Here is a 24833-nt window from a genome sequence, read left to right on the forward strand (position 1 = left end):
TAGGGTTTTGTGGCAAATCTCTCGCGGCCCCCCGGCGGGACGAATAGACTCGGGCACACCGACACAGGGGGCCGACCGCGGGCCACCGACGCGAAAGGATGCCGTACGGCCATGACTTCCGAGGGCCTTGAAACCGAGAAGAAGTACGACGTCGACCCCGACACCGCGCTCCCGGCACTGCACGCGATACCCGGAGTGGAACGGGTGGGGGAGCCGTCCGACGCCGACCTGGAGGCGGTCTATTTCGACACGGACGACTTCATCCTGGCCTCCCGCCGGATCACCCTCCGGCGCCGCACGGGCGGAGCCGACGCCGGCTGGCACCTTAAACTGCCGGCGAAATACGACACGGAATCCGGTACAGAGTCCGGTGCAGAGCAGGCACCCCGGCAGCGGCGGGAGATCCATGCGCCGCTGGGACAGGCCGCCGTCGTCCCCGGGGAACTCCTGGCCCACCTGCATGTCTACCTCCGCGGCGCCGAGCCGGCACCCGCCGCCCGGCTGCAGACCAGGCGCACCACCCACGCGCTGTACGGGCAGGGCGGCGTGCACCTGGCCGACTTTGCCGACGACAGGGTGGAGGCCGAAACCCTGGGCAGCGCGGGGCGGAAGCAGGAATGGCGCGAGTGGGAACTCGAGCTCGTCCACGGGGACCCGGACCTGTTCGCTGCCGCCGCCGCCGCGCTCGCCGAGACCGGCGCGAGGCCGGCGGCGCATGCGTCCAAACTGGCGAGGGCGCGGGGGGAAGAGGCTCCGGCGGGCACCGCCGGGAACGGGGGACAGCAGCCGGGCGGGAAGGCGGCCGCAAAGCAGCTGCCGGCCTCCGGCGTCGTGATCGCCTACCTGGGTGAGCAAGTCAGGGAGCTCCTGGCGACCGATCCTGCCGTGCGGCTGGAGGAGCCCGACGCCGTCCACCAAATGCGCTCCGCCGCGCGGCGCATGCGCTCCGCCCTGGCGGTCTACCGCAAACTGTTCAGGGCCGCGCCGGTCCGGAGGCTGCGCGACGAACTCCAGTGGCTTGGCGGCATCCTCGGATCGCCCCGTGACTCCGAAGTGATGCGTGAGCGGCTGCGTACCCACGTTGCCGAGCTGCCTCCGGAGCAGGCCAGCGCGGTCAACGGCAGGCTGGAGCGCGAACTGGGCCGCAGGTTCGATGCCGGCTACCGGAGAGTGCAGGAAGTTCTCATGGCAGACCGCTACTTCCGGCTGCTGGATGACCTGGAGGACTTCCGGGACAACCCGCCGGTCCGCCCGGCTGCGTCTGCGCCCGCCGGAACCGTGGCGGGCAAGCGGGTGAAAAAGACAGTCAAGCGGCTGCGCCGTTCGCACAAGGCGGCGAAGCGTGAGAAGACGAGCCCGGGGCATGAAACCGCGCTGCACCAGGTGCGCAAGGACGCCAAACGCCTGCGGCACGCGGCGGAATCGGCCGAGCCGCTCTACGGGAAGCGGGCAGCCAAGCTGGCCAAGGCCGCCCGCCGCCAGCAGAAGATCCTGGGCGACCACCACGACAGCGTGGTGGCGCGGACCCTCCTGGACAAGATGGTCCGCGGTCCGGAGCTTCCGGAGCAGGCCGTCGCCGGCTATGGCTCCCTGCTCGAGACGGAGGCCAGGATCATCGCCCGAACCGAAGCCAAGTACCGCAAGGCCAGGCGGAAGGCGCGGAAGCTGCTGAAGCGCGGGGTCGGCTAGCCGTAGCTAGCCTTACGGCCGCCGGAGGGGGCCCACCCCTGACTACCCCTGGTGCCGCGATCCGAGCCGGGAGACCGCGAGGGCGAGCCACAGCTGGACACGGTCGGCGGTGACGGAGGGGTCGTAGCCGGTGAGTTCGGTGATCTGGGCCAAGCGGTAGCGGACCGTGTTCCGGTGCAGGGTCAGGGCTTCGGCCACGGCAGCCACCGAACCGTTGTTGGTCAGGTAGCTCTCCAGCGTGGTCATCAGTTCGGCCCCGTGCGCGGCATCGAACGTCCGCAGCGGATTCAGCGATTCATTGGCCATGTCCGCGAGCGGCACGTCCTCGCTCGCCAGCAGCAGCGACGTCAGGCTGAGCCGCTCCGGCTCGTTGACAGGCAGTCCGTGGCTCGCGGCGTCGCGGGCCTCGAAGTAGCTCCAGCGCAACCCGTTTGGCTTCGTGTAGGCGCCGCCGATGCCGATCGTCGCATGGATTCCTGCCTCGGCAAGATGGTCGCTCAGGCTCCGGGCCAGCGCAGTGGCGCCGCGGCCGTCGTCGGCGATCACCGTGATCAGGTCCTTACCGACGACGGCGGTCACCGCCTTCTCGAGTGCCCGCGGCAGCGATGAGGTCACCAACTGCTTGTGGTGCGCCTCGGAACCGGCCAGCAGCACCACGTTCTTCCGGGTGCTGTTGATTCCGGTCCCTGCCAGACGGCGGGTGGCTTCGCTGGGGTCCAGCGTTCCGTGGATCACGTCCTCCAGTACCTGGCCGCACAGTGCCCGCTCGGCCTGGCGCTGCTTGACCATGTTGTTCAGCTCCACGCTGATGAGGTTCTGCGCGTAGCCGATGATGCCGGAGTCCTCGAACGGCTGCCTCACCCACAGGGTGCAGGCGTCGCGGCGGCCGGTCGGGATCGGGTAGGAAGCCCAGGAGTGGGCGTCCGGCGCTGCGGCACTGCTGTTGTACAGCTCGGCCGTGAACTGGGTCAGGACGATGTCGGTGCGCAGCATGCCGCCGAGGTGCTTGAGCAGTTCGGACAGCCCGCCACCCGTGAGCAGCGCGCGGGCCAGGATCTGGTGGCCCGCGATGAGCCGTTCCAGCTTGGAATAGTGGTCGGCGGACTGCGCATCCGCCACGAGCTTGCTGATGGCAATAAAGGGCGTGCCGTACGGCACCTCCACCACGGGCAGCCCCCAGCGGTTCGCCTCTGCAACCAAAGCCGGCGGAACGGCGTCGTGCGTCAGACCCACGCCGAAACCGATTCCCACCGCGCCGGCGCGCTGGACCTGGCGGACAAAGCGGCGCTGCTCGGGCGCACTTTTCATCCGGAGCCCGGTGGTCAGCACGAGTTCGCCGCCGTTGAGGAAGCGCTGCGGGTCCTCCAGTTCGGTGACCGCAACCCAGCGGATGTCCTGGTGCGAAGTGGTTTCCGCGAGGCTGGATTTTTTGAGCCCCAGAGACTGCACGGCGAGGAGGGCCGCGAGGGAAATTGCCATGGATCAAGGGTAGCCGGTGGCTGGCCGATCGCACTAAAGCCCCGCGTCAAAGGTGTGCAGGTGGCTATTCCCCGGGGTGGCGGGCTGGAATAGGCTCAAAGCAGCTGCATCACAATCATTCGGGACGAAAGAGGTTGTACACCGTGGTTCAAACCTTGCAGAACTTCATCAACGGCGAGTTCGTGACGCCCGCGGGCACCGGACTTCTTGACATCGTGAATCCGGCGACTGGTGACGTCGTGGCCAAGTCGCCCATCTCGGTTGCGGCAGACGTCGATGCCGCCATGGCGGCCGCCAAGGACGCCTTCAAGACCTGGAAGCGCACCACGCCCGGCCAGCGCCAGCTCATGCTCCTCAAGCTCGCGGACGCCGTCGAGGCGAACAGCGACGAGCTCGTGGAAGCGCAGCACCGCAACACCGGGCAGGTGCGCTCACTGATCGCCTCGGAGGAAGTAGCCGCCGGCGCCGACCAGCTGCGCTTCTTCGCCGGTGCTGCCCGCATCCTCGAAGGCAAGTCGGCCGGCGAATACTTCGAGGGCCACACATCCTTCGTCCGCCGCGAACCCATCGGCGTCGTGGCCCAGGTGGCGCCGTGGAACTACCCCTTCCTCATGGCCATCTGGAAGATCGGCCCCGCGCTCGCCGCCGGCAACACTGTGGTGCTCAAGCCCTCGGACACCACACCGGAATCCACCCTGGTGCTGGCGAAGCTGGCCAAGGACATCTTCCCGGCCGGCGTCCTGAACGTCGTCCTCGGCACCGGCGAAACCGGCGCCATGATGGTGGAGCACAAGGTCCCCGGCCTCGTCTCCATCACCGGCTCCGTCCGGGCCGGCATCGCCGTCGCCTCCGGCGCCGCCAAGGGCCTCAAGCGCGCCCACCTGGAGCTCGGCGGCAAGGCTCCGGCCATTGTCTTCAAGGATGCGGACATCAAGAAGAGCGCCGCGGCCATCGCCGAGTTCGCCTTCTTCAACGCCGGCCAGGACTGCACCGCCATCACGCGCGTGCTTGTCGAGGATTCAGTACACGACGACGTCGTGGCAGCCATGGTGGAACACACCAAGACGCTGCACACCGGCTCGCAAAACGACGCAGAGAACTACTTCGGTCCGCTGAACAACGTCAACCACTTCAACGCGGTGACCTCCGTCGTTGAACACCTGCCGGCCAACTGCCGGATCGAAACCGGCGGCCACCGCGCCGGGGACAGGGGCTACTTCTTCGAGCCCACCATCGTCACCGGGGCCAAGCAGACCGATGACATCGTGCAGAAGGAAACCTTCGGCCCCGTCATCACCGTGCAGAAGTTCAGCACGGAACAGGAAGCCGTGGAGATGGCCAACGACGTCGACTACGCCCTCGCGTCCAGCGTCTGGACCTCCGACCACGGCACCGCCATGCGGCTCAGCCGCGACCTTGACTTCGGTGCGGTCTGGATCAACACCCACATCCTGCTCACCGCCGAAATGCCCCACGGCGGGTTCAAACAGTCCGGCTACGGCAAGGACCTCTCCATGTACGGCGTCGAGGACTACACGCGCATCAAGCACGTCATGAGCGCTCTCGACTCTTAACAATTCGCTGGTTGAGCCTGTCGAAACCAAAGATCTCTACAGGCTCAATCACCAGGTACCGAAAGGCCTCCCCATGACCACCACTGCCAACGAAATCACCTACCGCCTCGAGCAGAAGCGCCGCGTCCAGGCCGACTTCCCGGGCCCCAAGTCCGTGGCCCTGACCGAACGCCGCAAGGCTGTGGTCGCCGCCGGCGTCGCGTCCAGCGTTCCCGTCTATGTGGCAGACGCCGACGGCGGCATCATCCACGACGTCGACGGCAACTCCTTCATCGACCTCGGTTCAGGCATCGCGGTGACCAGCGTCGGCGCGTCCGATCCCGCCGTCGTCGGGGCCGTGAAGGAGGCCGTGGAGCACTTCACCCACACCTGCTTCATGGTCACCCCCTACGAGGGCTATGTCGCCGTCGCCGAACAGCTGAACCGGCTCACCCCGGGCGACCACGAAAAGCGCACCGTCCTGTTCAACTCCGGTGCCGAAGCCGTGGAAAACGCCGTCAAGGTGGCCCGCCTCGCCACCGGACGTGACGCCGTCGTCGCCTTTGACCACGCCTACCACGGCCGCACCAACCTGACCATGGCGCTGACCGCCAAGGCCATGCCGTACAAGACCAACTTCGGACCGTTCGCGCCCGAGGTCTACCGCATGCCGATGAGCTACCCGTACCGCGAGGAAAACCCCGCGATCACCGGTGCCGAGGCCGCCAAGCGTGCCATCACCATGATCGAGAAGCAGATCGGCGGCGAATCCGTTGCCGCGATCATCATCGAGCCGATCCAGGGCGAGGGCGGCTTCATCGTCCCGGCCGAAGGCTTCCTGCCGGCGCTGGCCGCGTGGGCCAAGGAAAAGGGCATCGTCTTCATCGCCGACGAGGTCCAGTCAGGCTTCTGCCGCACCGGTGAATGGTTCGCGGTCGACCACGAGGGCGTCGTTCCGGACATCATCACCATGGCCAAGGGCATTGCGGGCGGCATGCCGCTGTCCGCGATCACGGGCCGCGCCGACCTGCTCGACGCCGTCCACCCGGGCGGCCTGGGCGGTACCTATGGCGGTAACCCGGTGGCCTGCGCCGCGGCGCTTGCTTCCATCGGGTCCATGGAGGAGTACCACCTCAACGCCCGCGCCAAGCACATCGAGGAAGTGGCAGTGGGCCGCCTCCGCGAACTTGCAGCTGCGCTTCCCGGCGGCGCCGGAGGTTCCGTGATCGGAGACATCCGCGGCCGCGGTGCCATGCTGGCCATCGAGCTGGTCCAGGCCGGTTCCAAGGAGCCCAACCCGGAACTCACCAAGGCCGTTGCCGCCGCCTGCCTTAAGGAAGGCGTCATCATCCTGACCTGCGGCACGTACGGCAACGTCATCCGCCTGCTGCCCCCGCTGGTCATCAGCGACGAGCTCCTGCTGGACGGCCTCGAAGTGCTCGCCGCCGCCATCAAGGCCAACGCCTAACCCCACCTCCCACAAGCGCGAACGGGAGCGCGAACGGGCAGATAATGCCCTCAAAAGGCGCGAAACAGGGCATTATCTGCACGTTCGCGCGGGGCGCGGACGACGACGGCGGGCCGGGTACCAAAAGGTGCCCGGCCCGCCGTCGTATCCGGGGGTAAAGTCATCCTCACCACTGCACTTCACACCGCAGGCCGGGGTGTGCCGCCGGGGATCCGGCGGGGCCGAAGTCTGCCTCACCCGAAGAGGGGTTTTGCATGCGATACGTAGTCGGTTACACACCCACCGAGCGCGGCGCGGACGCCGTCGCGCTCGCCACGTCGCTGGCCCTGGCCCAGGGCGCACACCTGGACCTTGTCTATGTAGTGAAAAAGGGTGCCCCGTACGTGGCGCTGAACCCGGAGGGCAGCAGGGTGAACGCCCGGGAGCAGGAGGTGCTGGCGGCTGAACGGCAGGGGCTGGGCCTGATTCCCCAAGGCCTTCCCGCCACATTCCACGTGCGCGAGGCCGAATCCTTTGCCGGCGGGCTGATCGATGCGGCCGTGGAGTTCAAGGCCGGGCTGATAGCCGTGGGTGCCGCCAGCGCCGGCCTCTTCAAGCGGTACACCGTGGGGAGTGTGGCCAACGCACTGCTGCACGCCTCGCCGGTGCCGGTGGCCCTCGCCCCGCGGGGATACCAGCGGACGGCTCCGATTACCCGCCTGACTCTCGCCGTGGGCCGCCGCGCCGGGGCCGAGGCCGCCATCGAGACCGCCATTAATGCGGCCAAGAGGCGCGGCGTGCCGCTGCGTTTGGTGTCGCTCGTGGAACTGGACGCCGCAGGGGACTCCGGGGAAGCAATCAACGCCGCGCACATCCATGCCAACACCGTTTTGACCGCCGCGTCCGGGAAAGTTCCCGCGGGCCATGAGGTCAGCGTGGCGGTGGCGCATGGGCGCAGCATCGAGGAGGCGATCGACGGCCTCGAATGGGACGACGGCGAGATCCTGATTGTGGGGTCCTCGCGCCTGGCGGAGAAGAACCGCATATTCCTGGGCAGCACGGCCAACAAGGTGCTGCGGGCCCTTCCGGTGCCCATGGTGGTTGTCCCGCGCGACTACGATGTGATCGACTCGGCGCCTTAGGACCTGCCGGGCTTAGCGCGAACGGGCAGATAAGGCCCCAAAAATGCGGCCGGAGGGGCCATAAGTGTCCGTTCGCGCGGGGGCGGGGGGCTTAAGTGTCCGTTCGCGCTTCCCGGAGGGCGAGCTTGCGGGCCGCGGAGTTCTTGCGGGCTGTGGCGAGCATGTCCACGGTGAGCACCAGGAGTGCCAGCCAGACGACGCCGAAGCCGATCCACCGGTCCAGGGTCATCGCTTCCCGGAAGACGGCCAGGGCAACGACGAACTGCAGCACGGGCGCGAAGTACTGCAGCAGCCCGATCGTGGTCATCGGCAGCCTGCGGGCGGACGCACCGAAGAAGAGCAGCGGCACGGCGGTGATGATGCCGGATGCGGCGAGCAGCCAGAAGTGTCCGGGGCCGTTGCTGGCCAGGGTGGCACTCCCGCTGACGGCCAGGAAAATCATGGTGGCCGCGGCCAGGGGCGTCAGCACCACCGTCTCAACCGTGAGGCTCGTGATGGCCCCCACCTTGGGACCCACGCGCTTCTTGACGAACCCGTACAGACCGAAACTGACAGCCAATGTCAGCGCGATCCACGGCAGTTTGCCGTAGGAAACCGTAAGCACGGCCACGGCAATGAAGCCGATTCCGACGGCGGCCCACTGCAGGGGGCGGAGCGTTTCCTTCAGCACGAACACCCCGAGCAGGACCGAGACCAGCGGGTTGATGAAGTAGCCCAGCGAGGCTTCGACGGCCTGTCCGGTGGTCACCCCGTACGTATAGGTCAGCCAGTTCACGGCAATCAACGCGGCGGCAACGGTGAGGGTGCCCAGCACGGAGCGGTTCCGGAAGGCCGCGGCCAGCACGCCCCACGTCCTCGTGACCGTGATCAGCAGGGCGCAGAACAGCAGGGACCAGACCACCCGGTTGGCCACGATTTCGACGGCGCCGGCCGGCTGCAGCACGAAGAAGTACAGGGGGAGCAGCCCCCAGAGACCGTAGGCGCCGATGCCGAACAGGACTCCCGCCGTCGTGTCCTTGTCCACGGCCTTCAGGCCGGCGGGCCCGGCCGAGGCCGTCACCGCCGGCGGCTTTGCGGCGGGCGGCGCGGCATGAGGTACAGCGGAGGAAACGGATCCGTCAGGCGTAGGCACAAGACCCATAACACCACGTGGCGCTGCGGTATTCCGTCCGGCGGGCAGCGGTATCACCGGAATAGTCAGTAGGCTTTCCATTATGAGCATGTTGAGCGGGCAGGATGAGGCGCGATGAGGCTGCGCCACAGCAACGCCTCCGGCCGCGGCTACCGCAGGGTGGCAGCCGGCAAGGGGTTCAGCTACCGGGACCTCGATGGGTCAACGCTGCCGCCGGGGCCCGTCCGGGACCGGCTGGAAAGCATCGGCATCCCGCCGGCCTGGACCGACGTGTGGATCGCCCCTTTTGAGAACGGCCACATCCAGGCCACCGGCCTTGACTCGGTGGGTCGCCGGCAGTACATCTACCATCCGGCCTGGCGCGAGCGGAAGGACCGGGTGAAGTTCGACCGCGCACTCCAGCTCGCGGAGTCGCTGCCCACTGCCCGCCGGATGGTCACCATGGACCTGAGGAGCGACGGCGTCACCCGCCAGCGCGTCCTCGCCGCCGCTTTTCGCATGCTGGACAGCGGATCCCTGCGGGTGGGCTCCGAACGCTATACGAACGAGAACGGCAGCCGCGGCCTGGCCACGCTGCTCTGTGCGCACGTGCAGGTCAGGAAGGACCGCGTGCAGCTCAGCTTTCCGGCCAAGAGCGGCAAAAACTGGGACTCGGAGATCTTCGACGCGGACCTCGCCGCCCTGGTGCGCGTGCTGAAGCGGCGCGGCGGCAACGCCCGGCTGCTCGCCTACAAGGACGGCAGGACATGGCATCCGGTGACCAGCGCCGACATCAACGGCTACGTCAAGGAACGCACCGGATCAGACTTCACCGCCAAGGATTTCCGGACCCTTCATGGCACCGTCGCGGCAGCCGTCAGCCTGGCCCGGAGCGGACCGCAGAAGAAGGTGGCGGCCAGGAAGGGCGCCGTCAGCGTGGCCATGCAGGAGGCCGCCGCCGTACTGGGGAACACGCCGACGATCGCCCGGAAAAGCTACGTGGATCCGCGCATGCTGGATCACTTCGCGGCCGGCGAAACGATCGACCCCCGTCGGCTGAACTCCGCGGAATCCGAACTGCGGGCCCTGCTGTACGGGGAGGGCGACGTCGTGCCGCTGACGAAGAGCGGCTGATTGCCCTTGGCTTGGCCGGCTGACCCGCCGCGTCACGGGTTCACCGCACGATCACACGGACAATTAGAATTGGAAACTGCGCGCAGGATGAACAGGCGCAGTCTCCGTTCCAGAAGGGCTCCCGGTGTCCAACTCAGCTGAATCCACCTCCCAGAGGCCGCTCCGCGTCGCGATTGTCGGCGCCGGACCTGCCGGTGTCTATGCTGCGGACATCCTGACCAAATCCAACGAAGTGAAGGGCGGCGACTTCGAGGTCAGCATCGACCTCTTCGAGGCCTACCCGGCGCCCTACGGCCTGATCCGCTACGGCGTTGCCCCGGACCACCCGCGCATCAAGGGCATCGTCAACGCGCTCCACAAGGTCCTGGACCGCGGCGACATCCGTTTCCTCGGCAACGTCACCTACGGCCGGGACCTCACCCTGCACGATTTCCGGGCCTTCTACGATGCCGTGATCTTCTCCACCGGTGCCATCAAGGACGCCGACCTGGACATTCCCGGCATCGATCTGGAGGGTTCCTTCGGCGCCGCGGACTTCGTCTCCTGGTACGACGGCCACCCCGACGTTCCGCGCGACTGGCCGCTGGATGCCAAGGAAATCGCCGTGATCGGCAACGGCAACGTGGCGCTGGACGTGGCGCGGATGCTGGTCAAGCACGCCGATGAGCTCCTCGTCACCGAGATCCCGGACAACGTGTACAAGGGCCTGAAGAATTCGCCGGTCACGGACGTGCACGTCTTCGGCCGTCGCGGCCCGGCGCAGGTCAAGTTCACGCCCTTGGAGCTTCGCGAACTCAGCCACGCCCGCGACGTGGACATTGTGCTGTACCCGGAGGACTTTGAGTTTGATGAAGCCTCGGACGAGGCGATCCGCCGCAACAACCAGACCAAGACCATGGTGAACACCATGACCAACTGGCTCGTGGAAGAGCATGCCGAGGCTGAGGAGCCGTCCTCCCGCCGCCTGCACCTGCACTTTCTGCACAGCCCCGTCGAGATATATGGAAGCGATAGCGACGACGGCGGGTCCGGCAAGGTGGCGGGCATCAAGTTTGAGCGGATGCAGCTGGACGGAACCGGAAACGTCAAGGGTACGGGGGAGTTCATCGACTACCCGGTGCAGGCCGTCTACCGCGCCATCGGCTACCACGGCTCCGCGCTGGACGAACTGGAATACGACGCCAGGCGCGGGGTCATCCCCAACGAGGGCGGCCGGGTGCTCGATGCGGAAGGGAACCCCGTCCCCGGCATCTACGCCACGGGCTGGATCAAGCGCGGGCCCGTCGGCCTGATCGGGCATACGAAGGGCGACGCCCTGGAGACCATCGGCTTCCTCCTCGAGGACCGGCTGACGCTGCCGCCTGCGAAAAACCCGGACCCGCAGGCGATCATCGACCTGCTCGAGGAACGCGGCATCGAGTACACCACGTGGGAGGGCTGGAACCGGCTGAACGCGCACGAGGCAGCCCTCGGTGCGGCGTGGACCGAATCCGCGGGGGCTGACGGCGTCGTGCGTGAACGCATCAAAGTGGTGCCGCGCGAGGAAATGATCGAGATCTCCCGCGCCTGACGCCCGCAGAACCATCCCAACGCCCGCAGGACAGCGCGAACGTACACTTGAGGCCCCGGTCCGTGGGGCCATAAGTGTACGTTCGCGCTTCTCTGGCGGGCGGGAGGCGGGCGCCATTAGACTTGCCGGACGGAGCGCGCGGTCCACCAAGGGGCCGTGCCCGGCGACAGCGCCAAAACAGGCGCAATCAACTGTGTGGCAACGGGAGTTCGATGAGGAGCCTGATCCAGCCGGCAGCAACCCGCGGCAAAGCTGGGCAAGACGCCGCGGAGTTGGCCCAGCGGCATGCCCTGGCAGCCCATGAGCAGCTCGACGCCCACGCCTTTCCGGATGCGCCGGAAATTCCCGGCCTGCGCCGGCTTATCCGTGAGTCATGGCAGCGCTCGGCCCGGCTGCAGGCCAACCCGGACGTTCCCGAGGCGCCGCTGGCCATGGACGGGGAGGAGCTCGAGGCATACCGCCGCCAGCACCCCCTCGCCGCCATCATGCCCGTGATCCAGAAGCTCCTCATCCAGCCCAGTCACGAGAGCGGCCTGCTGGTTGCCGTCGGCGATGATGTGGGCCGGCTCCTCTGGGTCGAGGGCGACCCCGTGATGCAACGGCGGGCGGAGGGCATGATGTTCGTTCCCGGCGCCGACTGGTCCGAGGCCATGGTGGGAACCAGTGCCCCGGGAACTGCGCTTGCCCTGGGCCGCGGCATTCAGATCTCCGGTGCCGAGCACTACAAACGGTCCGTGCACCCGTGGAGCTGCACCGCCGTGCCGTTCCAGGACCCGGATTCCGGCGCGCTGCTGGGCGTCGTGGACATCACCGGCACGGAATCTGCGGTGGCTCCGCACACCTTGTCGCTCGTTGAGGCCACGGTTGCTGCCGCCCAGGCGCAGTTGCGCGTCGAACGGCTCCAGCTGGCCGCCGCCAAAGCCACGAGGACGGCTTCCCGACGGCGGGCGCCGGCTTCCGCTGCCCGCAGGGCTGACGGCGCCGGTTCCGCGGCGGAAGGCAGCCTGTACCGCAACAGCCTGCAGCTGCTGGGCCGCGACCAGGCCCTGCTCAGCATCGAAGGCCGGACCGTCGCGCTGTCGGCCAGGCACAGCGAAATCCTGGCCCTGCTCAGCACCCACCCGGACGGCCTCAGCGCCGAGGAACTCAGCGTCCTGCTCTATCCGGGCGACGGCTCCACCATGACGCTGCGCGCGGAGATGGTCCGCCTCCGCAAGGTCCTCCAGGGGCTGAACCCTGCGGCGGTGCCGGAGTCCCGCCCGTACAGGCTGGCCATGGACCTGGTGCCGGACAGCGGACAGGTGCTCAGCTGCCTGCAGCGCGGAGCGCACCGGATCGCCCTTGAGATTTACCGCGGCGCCGTGCTTCCGCGGTCCGAGGCGCCGGGCATCGTGGAGCTGCGCGGACGGGTGTCCTCGCTGCTGCGCGAGGCCGTCCTGACGGACGGCAGCGCCGAGTCCCTGCTCAGGTACGCCGAACTGCCGGAGGCGAGGGACGACGTCGGCGTCCGGCTCGCCGCGTTAAAGCTCCTGCCGCCGCGCTCGCCCAAGCGGGCCGCCGTCGTCGCTGATTTGGAACGGCTGGAGACGGAACTGAGCGCCTGACCGGATTTCGACGGGCTCAATCATCGGGCGCTGGTGGTTGAGCTTGTCGAAACCCCCGGCAGTGAGCTGGCTCACACACTTGCAACCTGCCTGCAACCTTCACGCTCCTACGCTGAGTGCAACGGCGGTCACCCTGCGGACCGCCACGATGTTGCAGAGCAAAGGAGCCAGCAATGACCGTTTACGCACAGCCCGGTGCCGAGGGTTCGAAGGTCACGTTCAAGGGCCGCTACGAAAACTGGATCGGCGGCGAATGGGTTGCCCCCGTCAAGGGCCAGTACTTCGAAAACATCACCCCTGTCACCGGCAAGCCCTTCTGTGAGGTGGCCCGCGGCACGGCCGAGGACATTGAACTGGCCCTGGACGCCGCGCACAAGATCGCGCCGTCCTGGGGCAAGACGTCCGTCACCGAGCGCGCCGCGATCCTGAACAAGATCGCCGACCGCATCGACGAGAACACCGAGATGCTCGCCGTCGCCGAGTCCTGGGACAACGGCAAGCCCATCCGCGAGACCCTGAACGCGGACATCCCGCTGGCCGCGGATCACTTCCGCTACTTCGCCTCCGCAGTCCGTGCCCAGGAAGGACGCCTTTCACAGCTCGACGACGACACCACTGCCTACCACTACCACGAGCCGCTGGGCGTCGTGGGACAGATCATCCCGTGGAACTTCCCGATCCTGATGGCCGTCTGGAAGCTGGCACCGGCCCTTGCGGCCGGCAACGCCGTGGTCCTGAAGCCGGCCGAGCAGACGCCGTCGTCAATCCTGGTCCTGATGGAGCTCATCGGCGACCTGCTGCCGGCGGGCGTGCTCAACGTGGTCAACGGCTTCGGCGTGGAGGCCGGCAAGCCGCTGGCCTCCAGCCCCCGGATCCGCAAGATCGCCTTCACCGGCGAAACCACCACCGGCCGGCTGATCAGCCAGTACGCCAGCCAGAACCTGATCCCGGTCACCCTCGAGCTCGGAGGCAAGAGCCCGAACATCTTCTTCAACGACGTGGCCGAATCCAATGACGCGTTCTACGACAAGGCACAGGAGGGCTTCACGCTCTTCGCCTTCAACCAGGGCGAAGTCTGCACCTGCCCGTCGCGCGCCCTGGTCCAGGAGGACATCTACGACTCCTTCATGGCCGACGCGATAGCCCGGGTGGAGAAGATCATCCAGGGCAACCCGCTGGACACCGAAACCCAGCTCGGCGCCCAGGCGTCGAACGACCAGCTGGAAAAGATCCTTTCCTACATCGACATCGGCAAGCAGGAGGGCGCCAAGCTGCTCACCGGCGGCGCCCGCGCGCAGCTCGAAGGTGACCTGGCCGGCGGCTACTACGTCCAGCCCACCGTCTTCGAAGGCCACAACCGGATGCGGATCTTCCAGGAGGAAATCTTCGGCCCGGTGGTGTCCGTGACGCGCTTCAGCGACTACAGCGACGCCATGGGCATCGCCAACGACACCCTCTACGGCCTCGGCGCCGGCGTCTGGTCCCGCAACGGCAACGTTGCCTACCGGGCGGGCCGGGAAATCCAGGCCGGCCGCGTCTGGGTCAACAACTACCACGCCTACCCGGCGGGTGCCGCCTTCGGCGGCTACAAGTCCTCGGGCATCGGACGCGAAAACCACGCCATGATGCTGGACCACTACCAGCAGACCAAGAACCTGCTGGTCAGCTACAACGAGAACAAGCTCGGCTTCTTCTAGGGATTGGGGCGCTCCCGTGAAGGATCAGGCCGAGGGCCCCGCCGCGAGCTTGCGAGCTGCGGGAAGGACTGAGCCGGCGACTCCGTCGCCACGACGGGGCCCTCGCGCCCCACTCCGCACCACCCAAGGTCAGCAACGTTCAAACGACGCAAGGATTTCGCCAATGACGACGACAATGCAAGCAGCCGTAGTAACCGAATTCGGCAAGGACCTCCAGATCCTTACCCTTCCCGTTCCCGACCCCGGCCCGGGGGAGGCGCTGGTCAGGCTACTGACCACCGGCGTCTGCCACACGGACCTCCACGCCGCCGAAGGCGACTGGCCCGTCAAGCCCTCGCCCCCGTTCGTCCCCGGCCATGAAGGCGTCGGCGAAGTGGTGGCCCTCGGGGAAGGTGTCACCGACCTCGCCGTCGGCGACCTGGTGGGCAACGCCTGGCTGTGGTCCGCCTGTGGCGACTGCCAGTACTGCCGCACCGGGTGGGAGACGCTCTGCGAGGCGCAGAAGAACGCCGGCTACAGCGTGGACGGTTCGTTCGGCCAGTTCATGCTGGTGGATACCCGCTTCGCCGCCCGTATACCGGCCGGCTCGGACCCGGTGGAAGTTGCGCCTGTGCTGTGCGCCGGTGTGACGGTTTACAAGGGCCTGAAAATGACGGAAGCCAAGCCTGGCCAGTGGGTCACCATTTCCGGCATCGGCGGCCTGGGACACATCGCGGTCCAGTACGCCGTGGCCATGGGCCTGCGCGTTGCGGCCGTCGACATCGCGGACGACAAGCTGGCGCTCGCCAAGCAGCACGGCGCCGAGTTGACGGTGAACGCCCTGCACGAAGACCCGGCCGAGGTCATCCAGCGGGAAACCGGCGGCTGCCACGGCGTCCTGGTCACGGCCGTCCACCCCTCGGCGTTCGGCCAGGCGATCGGCATGGCCCGCCGCGGCGGAACGATCGTCTTCAACGGCCTGCCGCCCGGCGACTTCCCGGCACCGATCTTCGAAATCGTGCTCAAGGGCCTGACCGTCCGTGGCTCGATCGTGGGTACCCGGCAGGACCTGGAGGAGGCGCTCGACTTCTACGCCCAGGGAAAGATCCACCCCACGGTGTCGGCGCGGGAACTTTCCGAGGTCAACGCGGTATTCGACGAGATGAAACATGCCAAGATCGACGGCCGCGTGGTGCTGAGGTTCTGATGGCGGGCCGACATGCCTGACGCCAGGCTCGATGCCGCGGTGACGCTGCCCGGGGAGGACTTCTCCCGGGTGGCGCTCACCGCCGCGGCGGTCTCGCTGCTGCGGAAACTGTGGGACCAGCACGGGCCGCTCATGTTCCACCAGTCCGGGGGCTGCTGCGACGGCTCCTCGCCGATGTGTTTTCCGGCAGGGGAGTTTGTGACCGGAGATTCCGACGTGCTGCTGGGGCGTTTTGAGATTTCCGACGGCGGCCCGGGCACCAGTGCGCAAAGCGGCGCCATGCCGCTGGACTTCTGGATGTCCAGGGAACAGTTCAACTACTGGAGCCACACCCACCTGACGGTGGATGTGGTGCAGGGCAGAGGGAGCGGTTTTTCGGTGGAAGCACCTGAAGGAAAGCGCTTCCTGATCCGGTCAGCGCTGATGGATTGGCCGGTGTAAACGGCTCCGGCTGGTTACAACAACCTCGTAAAAAGTGACGCCCGGGCGGGGCCGCAAATGAGCGGACCTGCCCGGGCTTTGCACGTTAATGCTGCGATTGGGAACCCCCAATTTTGGGTGGTTCTTTTGAAGGGAGCCATACTCTGCGCCTTTGCAGGACATATTTGCTCCAAGGTTTTTAGGAGTGCGGCAGAACACCATGTCAGTGTTCCATCCCTCCTAGCGGCAGGTGTGCCATGAAACTCTCAGCCTGGAAGTCAGACGGGGGCGCGGATCAAAGTCGATCCGCATCCCCCACCGAACCACCAACAAACCGGCGTCTACGACGCAGCAAACGAAGTAGGCAGCCGGTCTCCTTCCGGCTGATTGCGGCAGTCACCACCCTGGCGATGCCCGCGGCCATGGGACTGCCCGTGGTCGCAGCCAACGCGGTGCAGGGACCTGTAGGGGCAGGATTCAATGTCACCCCCTCGGACCTGTCGTTCATCCTGAAGCAGATCAAAATTGCCGAAAAGCATGTGGCCGATACGACGGCGGAGACGGGCCCCTGCGGCGCGTTGAAAAACCAGCTCGCGAGCCCGATGCTCTCCCTCGGGCTGCGAACGGTGGACGGCAGCTGCAACCACCTCGAGCCCGGACAGGACAATTTCGGCGCCGCCGACCAGGTGTTCCCGCGCCTGGGCGCTGCATCCTTCAAGGACGCAGAAAACGCGATCTTCGGTCCTCCGGCACCGTCGACCTACGCCCAGAAGCAGGGCGACGTTTTCGACTCGCACCCACGCGTCATCAGCAACCTGATCGTGGACCAGACCTCCACCAACCCGGCAGCCGTTTCCGCTGCCGGCAGTCCTGTGCGTACCCAGGGCAACGAGGGCGTTGTCCCCTGCACGACCGATCCGGACCCGCTGGCCGATCCGCCGGTTGCGGCTGACCCCGCGGACTGCGTTCCGTCCCACAGCACCCTCTTCATCCCGAACGTGACCACGGACGTGGGCCTGTCCCCGCCCTACAACTCCCTCTTTACCCTGTTCGGCCAGTTCTTCGACCACGGCGTCGACCAGACCGTGAAGGGCGGCGGCCACGTCTATGTTCCCCTCAAGGCTGACGACCCGCTGATTGCGGGCCCCAACCACGTCTTCGACGACGATCCCGCCACGCCCGCCATCGAGGGCGTGGACAATCCCGCGACGCCGGCTGTTGAGGGCGACGACCTTCCCGTGCACCTGCGCTTCATGGCCCTTACCCGAGGCCTGAACCAGCCGGGCGAGGACGGCATCCTCGGCGACGACCCGAGTACTGCCGATGTCGACGAAAGTGCTGACGACGTTCAGGACGCACTTAACACCGACTCCCCGTGGGTTGACCAGAGCCAGACCTACACCTCCCACCCCTCGCACCAGGTGTTCCTCCGCGAGTACGTGCTGGAGGCCGGCCGCCCTGTGGCCACGGGTAAGCTGCTCGGCGGCCCCGCAGGCCCGACGGCGGGGGGCATGGCTACGTGGGCCACCACCAAGGTGCAGGCCTTCGAGAAGCTCGGCATCCGGCTCGAGGACAAGGATGTCCTCAACGTCCCGATGGTCAAGGCCGACCTGTACGGCAACTTCGTCCCCGGCCCGGAACGCGGCATGCCCGTGTTCATGACCGCCAGCGGCGAGGTTGAGGCTAACCCCGCCGACAATGGTGGGACGGGAACGCTGGTTCCTGCCGATGTGCACTACTTCAACACTCCGTTCCTGACGGACATCGCGCACAATGCGGACCCGTCACCGAAGGACCATGACCACAACCCGGGCACTCCGGCCGTGGCCCCGACCAAGGACGAGGACACCACCGCTTCTGCCGATTTCGCCAGCCAGGCACCCGGTACCTACGACGATGAGATGCTCGATGCGCACTTCATCGCCGGTGACGGCCGTGTCAACGAAAACATCGGCCTGACCGCCATTCACCAGGTGTTCCACTCCGAGCACGACCGCCTGATCGGCGACATCCAGGCCACGCTGGCCAAGCCGGAGAATGCGGCGCTGCTTGGTGACTACCAGGCTGTCGGCGACGCGACATTCAACTTCGGCGAGCGCCTCTTCCAGGCGGCCCGCTTCGTGACCGAGATGGAGTACCAGCACCTCGTCTTCGAAGAGTTTGCGCGCAAGGTCCAGCCGCTGATCAACCCGTTCCAGCCGTTTGCCTTCACGCAGACGGAAATCAACCCGGCCATCAAGGCTGAATTCGCCCACGCGGTTTACCGGTTCGGCCACTCCATGCTGACCGAGACCATCTCGCGCAGGAACGAGGACAAGCCCGGTACCGATGGCGCCTACGGAACGTCCGACGACGTTCGCGGCTCCGAAAACGACATCTCACTGCTCGAGGGATTCCTCAACCCGCCGGCGTACACCGACGGCGGCACCGAGGGTGAGCTGACATCGGAGCAGGCCGCAGGCAGCATCATCATGGGCATGTCCGACCAGGCCGGCAACGAGCTGGACGAATTCGTCACGGACACGCTCCGGAACAACCTGCTGGGCCTCCCGCTTGACCTGGCAACCATCAACATGACGCGGGCCAGGTCCGAAGGCGTCCCCACGCTGAACAACTTCCGTAAGGAACTCCACGCCGAGACCAACGACGGCCAGCTCAAGCCCTACACGAACTGGATCGACTTCGGTGAGAACCTCAAGCACCCTGAGTCGCTGATCAACTTCGTGGCGGCCTACGGCAAGCACCCCACGATCCTCACAGACGCAGGGCCCGACAACGTGCTCGGCAACGAGGACGACGGCCCGGCCACGCTCAAGTCGCGCAGGGACGCTGCACGTGCCATCGTCAACCCGGACACGATCGCGGGCGACGTTCCTCCTGCGGACGCCGCAGCCTTCATGAACAGTGACGGCGCTGACTGGGAAAACCAGGACGGACACTCGCGGACCGGCCTCGACGACGTCGAACTGTGGGTGGGCGGCCTCGCGGAACGCACCAACATGTTCGGCGGCCTGCTCGGCAGCACGTTCAACCACGTCTTCGAGCAGCAGCTCACTGAGCTGCAGAACGGTGACCGGTTCTACTACCTGGCCCGTACTCCCGGCATGAACCTGCGGGCACAGCTGGAAGGCAACTCCTTCGCGGAACTCATGATGCGCAACACGAATGCGCAGGCCCTCAAGGCCGACGCATTCGCTACGGCCGACTGCAAGTTCGAGCTGAAGAACCTCGCCGGCACACGGGACGGTTTCACCGCATTCGGCAACACCGTCGCTGATGACACGGCCTCGGAATGCAACGAGACCAAGGTCCTGATCCGCATGGCAGACGGCACCATCAAGTACCGGATGATTAACACGGTGGATCCCTCCGGCATCAACGGCCAGAGCGTCTTCAACGGAACCATCAACCAGGACCGCGTCTACGGCGGCAACGACAACGACACGTTCTGGGGAGGCGAAGGCAACGACATCATCGAAGGCGGTGACGGCGCCGACGTCGGACTTGGCGGCGAAGGCAACGACATCATCACCGATATCGCGGGTGACGACGTCCATAAGGGTGGCCCGGGCAACGACGCCATCGATGCAGGCCCCGGCCTGGACATCATCATGGCCGGCGACGGCAAGGACTTCACCAACGGCGGACCCAACATCAACGAAACCTTCTCCGGCGAGGGCGATGACTTCGCGATCGCCGGCCAGGGCGAAGACGCGGTCTTTGGCGACGGCGGCAATGACTGGATGGAAGGCGGCGACGAGCCCGATCTCCTGATCGGTGACTCCAGCAACCTGTTCTTCCTGGACGATTCGCAGAAGCCGGGCCACGACGTCCAGGCAGGCCAGGGCGGCGACGACGATTACGACATGGAAGGCGGCGACGACATCGGGCTTGCAGGCCCAGGCATCGAAAAGGTTGCCGGCGGCTCCGGCTATGACTGGGAGATCGGCGTCGCCGATCCGCAGCCGCAGGATGCCGACTTGGATCTGCAGATCCTGCCGCTGGATATCCTCCAGACGGGCGTGCGCGACCGCTACAACGAGGTCGAAGCCCTCTCCGGAGGCCCCTTCGACGACAAACTCCGCGGCGACGACGTCATTCCCGCTGATGTGGGCGGCGCCGGCTTCATCGGCTGCAACGTCCTTGACGAGCACGGTGTCAACCGCATTGCCGGCCTCAGCGATCTGATCCCGGCAGAAGCGCGGACCACCCCCATCGCCGACGTGATTGCCGCTTCGGCTTCGCAGGACTGCCCGATCCTGGACCAGTCCGAGAACGCGACGGCCTGGGGCGAAGGCAACATCCTCCTCGGCGGCGGCGGCAACGACATCATCGAAGGCCGTGGCGGCAACGACATCATCGACGGTGACCGTTACCTGAACGTCCGGTTGAGCGTCAAGAACGACGCCGGCGACGTGATCGGCAGCGCCACGGGCATGACCACGCAGTACCTGAGGAACGAGGCCGGCGCACTGACCGGTCCGACCCTCCAGGCGGACGTATTCGCCGGCAAGGTCGACCCGGGCAACATCGAGACAGTGAGGGAAATCCTCTCGGTCAGCGGCGGCACCGACAAGGCCGTATTCTCCGACATCGCGGCGAACTACACCGTCACGGAAGAGAACGGGGTGACCACGGTCACGCACAACAACGCCGGCCCCGACGGAACGGACACCCTGCGGAACATCGAAACCCTGATCTTCGCCGACTCCATCGCGCCCAGCGCACCTACCGGTGTGACGGCCGTGACGGGCAATGCTTCGGCAACCGTGAACTTCACGGCTGCCGTAGCCGGCGGGATCACGGACGAGTTCTCCATCAGGGTTGTCAACGCAACCACCGGGGCACAGATCGGCGCTCTTCGCACGGCACCGGGCGATGCCACCAGCCTGGTGGTCACCGGACTGGAGAACGGCGTTCAGGTCCGCTTCGAGGTCACGGCAACCAACGTCCACGGATCCAGCACGGCTGTAGTGTCCAACCCGGTCACTCCTGCCGTGCCGGTACTGGTGACTGCCGCTCCGACCATTAGTGGAGCGGCCGTCGTCGGAGGCCTGCTGACCGCCAACACCGGAGTCTGGGGACCGGCGCCGGTGACGTTCAGCTACCAGTGGTTCGCCGACGGCACTGCCATCGGCGGAGCCGCGGCGGCAACCTACACGCTGAAGGCCGGCGACGCAGGCAAGGCGATCACCGTCCAGGTCACAGGCTCGAAGGCCGGGTACGCCACGGCATCGCAGACCTCGGCGGCGGTAACGGCAGCCAACGTTGTCGGCATCCTGACCGCGCTCCGTGACTTCAACGGTGACGGCAACGCGGACCTGCTGGCCAGGGACTCGAGCGGAGTGCTCTGGACCTACATGGGCAACGCATCGGGTGCATTCCCGACGCGGGTCCGGGTTGGCGGCGGCTGGAACGTCATGAATGCCATCAGCGCCTCCGGCGACGTGAACGGTGACGGCAGGGCTGACCTGATCGCCAGGGATTCGGGCGGTGTGCTGTGGTCCTACCTGGGCAACGGTGCGGGAATCTTCCCGAACCGGATCCGGGTGGGCGCCGGCTGGAACGCCATGAATGTCATCAGCGCCTCCGGTGACGTGAACGGTGACGGCAGGGCTGACCTGATCACCAGGGGCACGAACGGTGTGCTGTGGTCCTACCTGGGCAACGGTGCGGGCATCTTCCCGAACCGGATCCGGGTGGGCGCCGGCTGGAACACCATGAATGTCATCAGTTCCTCCCGCGACCTGAACGGTGACGGCAGGGCTGACCTGCTGGCCAGGGATACGAGCGGCGTGCTGTGGTCCTACCTGGGCAACGGCGCCGGCATCTTCCCGAACCGGATCCGGGTGGGCGGCGGCTGGAACGCCATGACGGCCATCAGCGGTGCGGGCGACCTGAACGGTGACGGCAGGGCTGACCTGGTGGCCAGGGACGCGAGCGGCGCGCTCTGGACCTACCTGGGCAACGGCGCCGGCATCTTCCCGACGCGGGTCTCGGCCGGCACCGGCTGGAACGTCATGAATGTCATCAGCTAGTCCGGTGGTCAGCCACCGCCCGGGCCCGGAAGGGCCGGGGCGGTGGCTCCACCCCCGTATCAGCCTCTATTGCTGATACGGACCCCGAGACTCCACGCCCGGACCTTTCCATCACACCGCGTAGCCGCAGCGCGGGGAAGGTCCGGGCGTGGTTTTGTGCCGTCCGGCTTCCGGTCGGTCTCATTATTTGGGACAAATGCGGCCGTCCACTGGCTGGACATTAGTATTGATAGGTCTGTTTCCAACCCCAATCAGGATTGTGGACTTCCTATGAATCTTTTCCGGACCAAATCCATCGAGCAGTCAATGGCTGACGCCGATGAGCCCGGACGCCAGCTGAAGCGTTCACTGAGCACTTGGGACCTCATGATCATGGGCGTCGCCGTAGCGGTGGGTGCCGGCATCTTTTCCGTAGGCGCCAAGGCTGCAGCGAACTTCGCCGGCCCCGCCGTCACCGTGTCATTTGCGGTGGCTGCCGTTACCTGCGCCCTCGCGATCATGTGCTACGCCGAATTCGCGACCGCCATCCCCGTTGCCGGCTCCGCCTACGTGTTCACGTACGCAACCATGGGCGAAGTGCTGGCCTGGGTTATCGGCTGGAACCTGATCCTTGAGCTTTTCACCGCTGCTGCGGTGATTGCCAAATACTGGGGCATCTACCTCAGCAAGGTCTTCGCCCTCATGGGCGTGGAGATCCCGCCCGCTCTCTCGCTCGGCGGCGTCGACCTTTATTGGGGGGCGTTCCTCATCGTCGCCGTGTTCACCGTATTGCTCGTACTCGGGACGAAACTGTCCGCCCGGGTGGGCAACATCTTCACGCTGATCAAGATCGGCGTCGTAATCTTCGTGATCGTGGTCGGCTTCAGCTACGTCAAGTTCTCCAATTACACCCCGTTCGTTCCGGCCTCAGAGCCCACCGCCGGAACGGGAGCAGCGGATGTCATGAAGCAGTCCTTCTTCGGCTTCCTCACCGGTGCAGCCCCCGCCCAGTACGGAACGCTGGGCATCGTTGCCGGCGCCGCGCTGGTGTTCTTCGCCTTCATCGGCTTTGACGTGGTGGCGACGTCCGCGGAAGAGGTCAAGAACCCGCAGAAGACCCTGCCGCGCGGCATCTTCGGCGGCCTGGCCCTGGTCACGCTGCTGTACATTCTCGTGTCCCTCGCCCTCACGGGCATGGTCTCCTACAAGCAGTTGGCCGAGGTCGAGAACCCGACGCTCACCACCGCCTTCGAAGCCGTGGGGAACACCGACGCCGCGAAGATCATCGCCTTCGGCTCCCTGGTGGGCCTGACCACGGTGATCATGGTGCTGCTGATGGGTCTCTCGCGCGTGGTCCTGGCCATGAGCCGCGATGGGCTGCTCCCGCGGGCCCTGTCCAAGACCAGCGAAAAGCGTGCGACGCCGGCGCGGCTCCAGATCATCTGCGGCGCCGCGGTGGCCCTGGTGGCTGGCCTGACGAACGTTGATCTGCTCGAGGAAATGATCAACATCGGCACGCTCTCCGCGTTTGTGATGGTCAGCCTGGGAATCCTGGTGCTGCGCAAGAAGCGTCCGGACCTCAAGCCTGCGTTCCGCGTGCCGTTCGGCAAGGTGCTGCCCATCGTGTCGGCCGTGCTCTGCCTGTATCTCATGACCAACCTGGCCGTGGAGACCTGGATCTTCTTCGCCATCTGGCTCGCGATCGGCCTGGGCATTTACTTTGCCTACGGTCAGCGCCACTCCCGGCTCAATGACAAGTTCGCCGGAGCCAAGGCCGCCGTGAACGGCCCGGCGCGGAGCTCGGATGACGACCTGGACGACGACAAGGACGCCCTGACGAAGGTCTAGCCGCTGCCCTACGGCGCGGCATGCCGTCCGACCCAGTCCACCAGCGGCCGCAGCTGCTCCCACAGCCGTGCGACCTCGGCCTCGGCGGCCGGAGAGGGCAGCCACGCCGGCTGGCCCAGCGCCACGCTCGCGGAGAGCGACTTGTGTTTCAGCAGCTCCGCGCGGGGATGGTCCTTGGCATAGCCCCGGGGCACGGTCTTGAGCTTCTCGCCCTCGATCCGGAAACCGGCCCGGGCTATGGAATCGACGATGTGCTGCAGCTGTTCGCCGGTGCCCGCGGCGTCGACGGCGTTCCGGTACCGGGCCAGCTGGGCGGGGGAGTGGGAATGGTAGCCCCCGCCCACGAGCAGGCCGTCAGCGCTGAGCTGCAGGTAGTAGCCGACGCCTTCCTGGTACGACGCGAACGCGCCCTGGGCCGTCTTGTAGGGGGACTTGTCCGGTGAGAACCGGACGTCCCGGTGCGGGCGGAAGATCTTTCCCGGACCGAACCGCGGCTCAAGCCGGGACAGCAGCGCCGTGATCGGCTCCTTGACGGACGCCGTATACACGTCCGAATGTGCGTGCCACCATTCCCTGGTGTTGTTCTGTTCCAGCTCATCGTAGAATTCCGCGGCAGCAGCTGGGATGCCGTCAAATGTGCTCATGTATGAAGCCTAGGGACGCGATGAAGCACAGGCCATGGCCGCCGCCGGCTATGTGGACAACCGGGCAGAACGCAGAAGAACCCCGCCGCGGCGCTGAAGTTCAGTGCCGTGGCGGGGTTCTTTGGTGGGGCGCTGTTAGCCGATCTTGTTGGCGGCTTCGGCGTCGGAGGTGCTTTCTCCTGCGCCGAGGTTGGCGCGGAGTTTGGCGCCGAGGTCGGCGTCGACGTTGGTCCAGTACTGGATGGCGCGTTCCTTGATGCCGGGGCTCTTCACGCCGCCCACGGCGCCGGTG

Annotated in this window: 16 protein-coding genes; 12 read left to right on the plus strand and 4 right to left on the minus strand. The window is 66.5% G+C overall.

All coding sequences use genetic code 11. The features are described 5' to 3' along the window. Nucleotides 1-111 precede the first annotated feature (111 nt). Complete coding sequence (locus tag JYA52_RS18110; RefSeq protein WP_205654635.1) at nucleotides 112-1689, plus strand: CYTH and CHAD domain-containing protein; 1578 nt, start codon at nucleotides 112-114, stop codon at nucleotides 1687-1689. Between the two features lie 42 nt (nucleotides 1690-1731). Here JYA52_RS18110 and JYA52_RS18115 read toward each other — a convergent pair whose 3' ends face one another. Next, a complete protein-coding gene (locus tag JYA52_RS18115) occupies nucleotides 1732-3168 on the minus strand; it encodes a PucR family transcriptional regulator (RefSeq protein ID WP_205654636.1) in 1437 nt (478 codons plus the stop codon). A gap of 143 nt (nucleotides 3169-3311) precedes the next feature. Between JYA52_RS18115 and JYA52_RS18120 the strand changes: the two genes are divergently transcribed. From JYA52_RS18120 to JYA52_RS18130, 3 genes are all read left to right on the plus strand, one after another. Next, nucleotides 3312-4742, plus strand: a complete 1431-nt coding sequence (locus JYA52_RS18120) for an aminobutyraldehyde dehydrogenase (protein WP_205654637.1) — start codon at nucleotides 3312-3314, stop codon at nucleotides 4740-4742. Between the two features lie 73 nt (nucleotides 4743-4815). Then, nucleotides 4816-6189 carry a 4-aminobutyrate--2-oxoglutarate transaminase gene (gene gabT, locus JYA52_RS18125; protein WP_205654638.1) on the plus strand — a complete coding sequence of 458 codons (1374 nt, stop codon included), beginning with the start codon at nucleotides 4816-4818 and terminating at the stop codon, nucleotides 6187-6189. A 254-nt stretch (nucleotides 6190-6443) separates the two neighbouring features. Next, nucleotides 6444-7310 carry a universal stress protein gene (locus JYA52_RS18130; protein ID WP_205654639.1) on the plus strand — a complete coding sequence of 289 codons (867 nt, stop codon included), beginning with the start codon at nucleotides 6444-6446 and terminating at the stop codon, nucleotides 7308-7310. Between the two features lie 91 nt (nucleotides 7311-7401). Here the strand turns inward: JYA52_RS18130 and rarD are convergent, their stop codons facing one another. After that, entirely contained in the window at nucleotides 7402-8451 is a 1050-nt protein-coding gene (gene rarD / locus JYA52_RS18135) for an EamA family transporter RarD (RefSeq protein ID WP_205654640.1), read from the minus strand. Nucleotides 8452-8556: 105 nt separating this feature from the next. Here rarD and JYA52_RS18140 point away from each other — a divergent pair, with 105 nt between their 5' ends. The 8 genes from JYA52_RS18140 (at nucleotide 8557) to JYA52_RS18175 (ending at nucleotide 23897) form a co-directional block, all read left to right on the plus strand. Next, entirely contained in the window at nucleotides 8557-9555 is a 999-nt protein-coding gene (locus JYA52_RS18140; protein ID WP_205654641.1) for a DNA topoisomerase IB, read from the plus strand. A 124-nt stretch (nucleotides 9556-9679) separates the two neighbouring features. Further along, the gene (locus JYA52_RS18145; protein WP_205654642.1) at nucleotides 9680-11125 is read left to right on the plus strand and encodes an FAD-dependent oxidoreductase; all 1446 of its coding nucleotides are present in this window, start codon (nucleotides 9680-9682) and stop codon (nucleotides 11123-11125) included. Nucleotides 11126-11337: 212 nt separating this feature from the next. Further along, a complete protein-coding gene (locus tag JYA52_RS18150; RefSeq protein ID WP_205654643.1) occupies nucleotides 11338-12729 on the plus strand; it encodes a helix-turn-helix domain-containing protein in 1392 nt (463 codons plus the stop codon). Nucleotides 12730-12902: 173 nt separating this feature from the next. Further along, nucleotides 12903-14426, plus strand: a complete 1524-nt coding sequence (gene exaC / locus JYA52_RS18155) for an acetaldehyde dehydrogenase ExaC (RefSeq protein ID WP_205654644.1) — start codon at nucleotides 12903-12905, stop codon at nucleotides 14424-14426. 163 nt (nucleotides 14427-14589) lie between these two features. Then, nucleotides 14590-15612, plus strand: a complete 1023-nt coding sequence (adhP, locus tag JYA52_RS18160) for an alcohol dehydrogenase AdhP (RefSeq protein WP_205654645.1) — start codon at nucleotides 14590-14592, stop codon at nucleotides 15610-15612. A gap of 12 nt (nucleotides 15613-15624) precedes the next feature. After that, nucleotides 15625-16053 (plus strand): DUF779 domain-containing protein, encoded by a 429-nt coding sequence (locus JYA52_RS18165; protein WP_205654646.1) that lies wholly within the window; start codon nucleotides 15625-15627, stop codon nucleotides 16051-16053. A 413-nt stretch (nucleotides 16054-16466) separates the two neighbouring features. Further along, nucleotides 16467-22070 (plus strand): peroxidase family protein, encoded by a 5604-nt coding sequence (locus JYA52_RS18170; protein WP_307869436.1) that lies wholly within the window; start codon nucleotides 16467-16469, stop codon nucleotides 22068-22070. Nucleotides 22071-22340: 270 nt separating this feature from the next. Next, nucleotides 22341-23897, plus strand: a complete 1557-nt coding sequence (locus tag JYA52_RS18175; RefSeq protein ID WP_205654648.1) for an APC family permease — start codon at nucleotides 22341-22343, stop codon at nucleotides 23895-23897. 8 nt (nucleotides 23898-23905) lie between these two features. On the opposite strand, the gene JYA52_RS18180 is transcribed toward JYA52_RS18175, so the two are convergent. Beyond that, nucleotides 23906-24541 carry a DUF2461 domain-containing protein gene (locus JYA52_RS18180; protein WP_205654649.1) on the minus strand — a complete coding sequence of 212 codons (636 nt, stop codon included), beginning with the start codon at nucleotides 24539-24541 and terminating at the stop codon, nucleotides 23906-23908. A 135-nt stretch (nucleotides 24542-24676) separates the two neighbouring features. Continuing rightward, nucleotides 24677-24833 (minus strand): catalase-related domain-containing protein (locus tag JYA52_RS18185; RefSeq protein ID WP_276208510.1); only part of this gene is annotated, 157 nt, incomplete at its 5' end.

The organism is Arthrobacter pascens, from assembly GCF_017052465.1.
GTDB classification, from domain to species: domain Bacteria; phylum Actinomycetota; class Actinomycetes; order Actinomycetales; family Micrococcaceae; genus Arthrobacter; species Arthrobacter pascens.

Coding starts and splice junctions, on each gene's coding strand:
- JYA52_RS18110 (WP_205654635.1), top strand. CDS start 112: ATGACTTCCGAGGGCCTTGAAACCGAGAAGAAGTACGACGTCGACCCC.
- JYA52_RS18115 (WP_205654636.1), bottom strand. CDS start 3,168: ATGGCAATTTCCCTCGCGGCCCTCCTCGCCGTGCAGTCTCTGGGGCTC.
- gabT (WP_205654638.1), top strand. CDS start 4,816: ATGACCACCACTGCCAACGAAATCACCTACCGCCTCGAGCAGAAGCGC.
- JYA52_RS18130 (WP_205654639.1), top strand. CDS start 6,444: ATGCGATACGTAGTCGGTTACACACCCACCGAGCGCGGCGCGGACGCC.
- rarD (WP_205654640.1), bottom strand. CDS start 8,451: ATGGGTCTTGTGCCTACGCCTGACGGATCCGTTTCCTCCGCTGTACCT.
- JYA52_RS18140 (WP_205654641.1), top strand. CDS start 8,557: ATGAGGCTGCGCCACAGCAACGCCTCCGGCCGCGGCTACCGCAGGGTG.
- JYA52_RS18150 (WP_205654643.1), top strand. CDS start 11,338: ATGAGGAGCCTGATCCAGCCGGCAGCAACCCGCGGCAAAGCTGGGCAA.
- exaC (WP_205654644.1), top strand. CDS start 12,903: ATGACCGTTTACGCACAGCCCGGTGCCGAGGGTTCGAAGGTCACGTTC.
- adhP (WP_205654645.1), top strand. CDS start 14,590: ATGACGACGACAATGCAAGCAGCCGTAGTAACCGAATTCGGCAAGGAC.
- JYA52_RS18165 (WP_205654646.1), top strand. CDS start 15,625: ATGCCTGACGCCAGGCTCGATGCCGCGGTGACGCTGCCCGGGGAGGAC.
- JYA52_RS18175 (WP_205654648.1), top strand. CDS start 22,341: ATGAATCTTTTCCGGACCAAATCCATCGAGCAGTCAATGGCTGACGCC.
- JYA52_RS18180 (WP_205654649.1), bottom strand. CDS start 24,541: ATGAGCACATTTGACGGCATCCCAGCTGCTGCCGCGGAATTCTACGAT.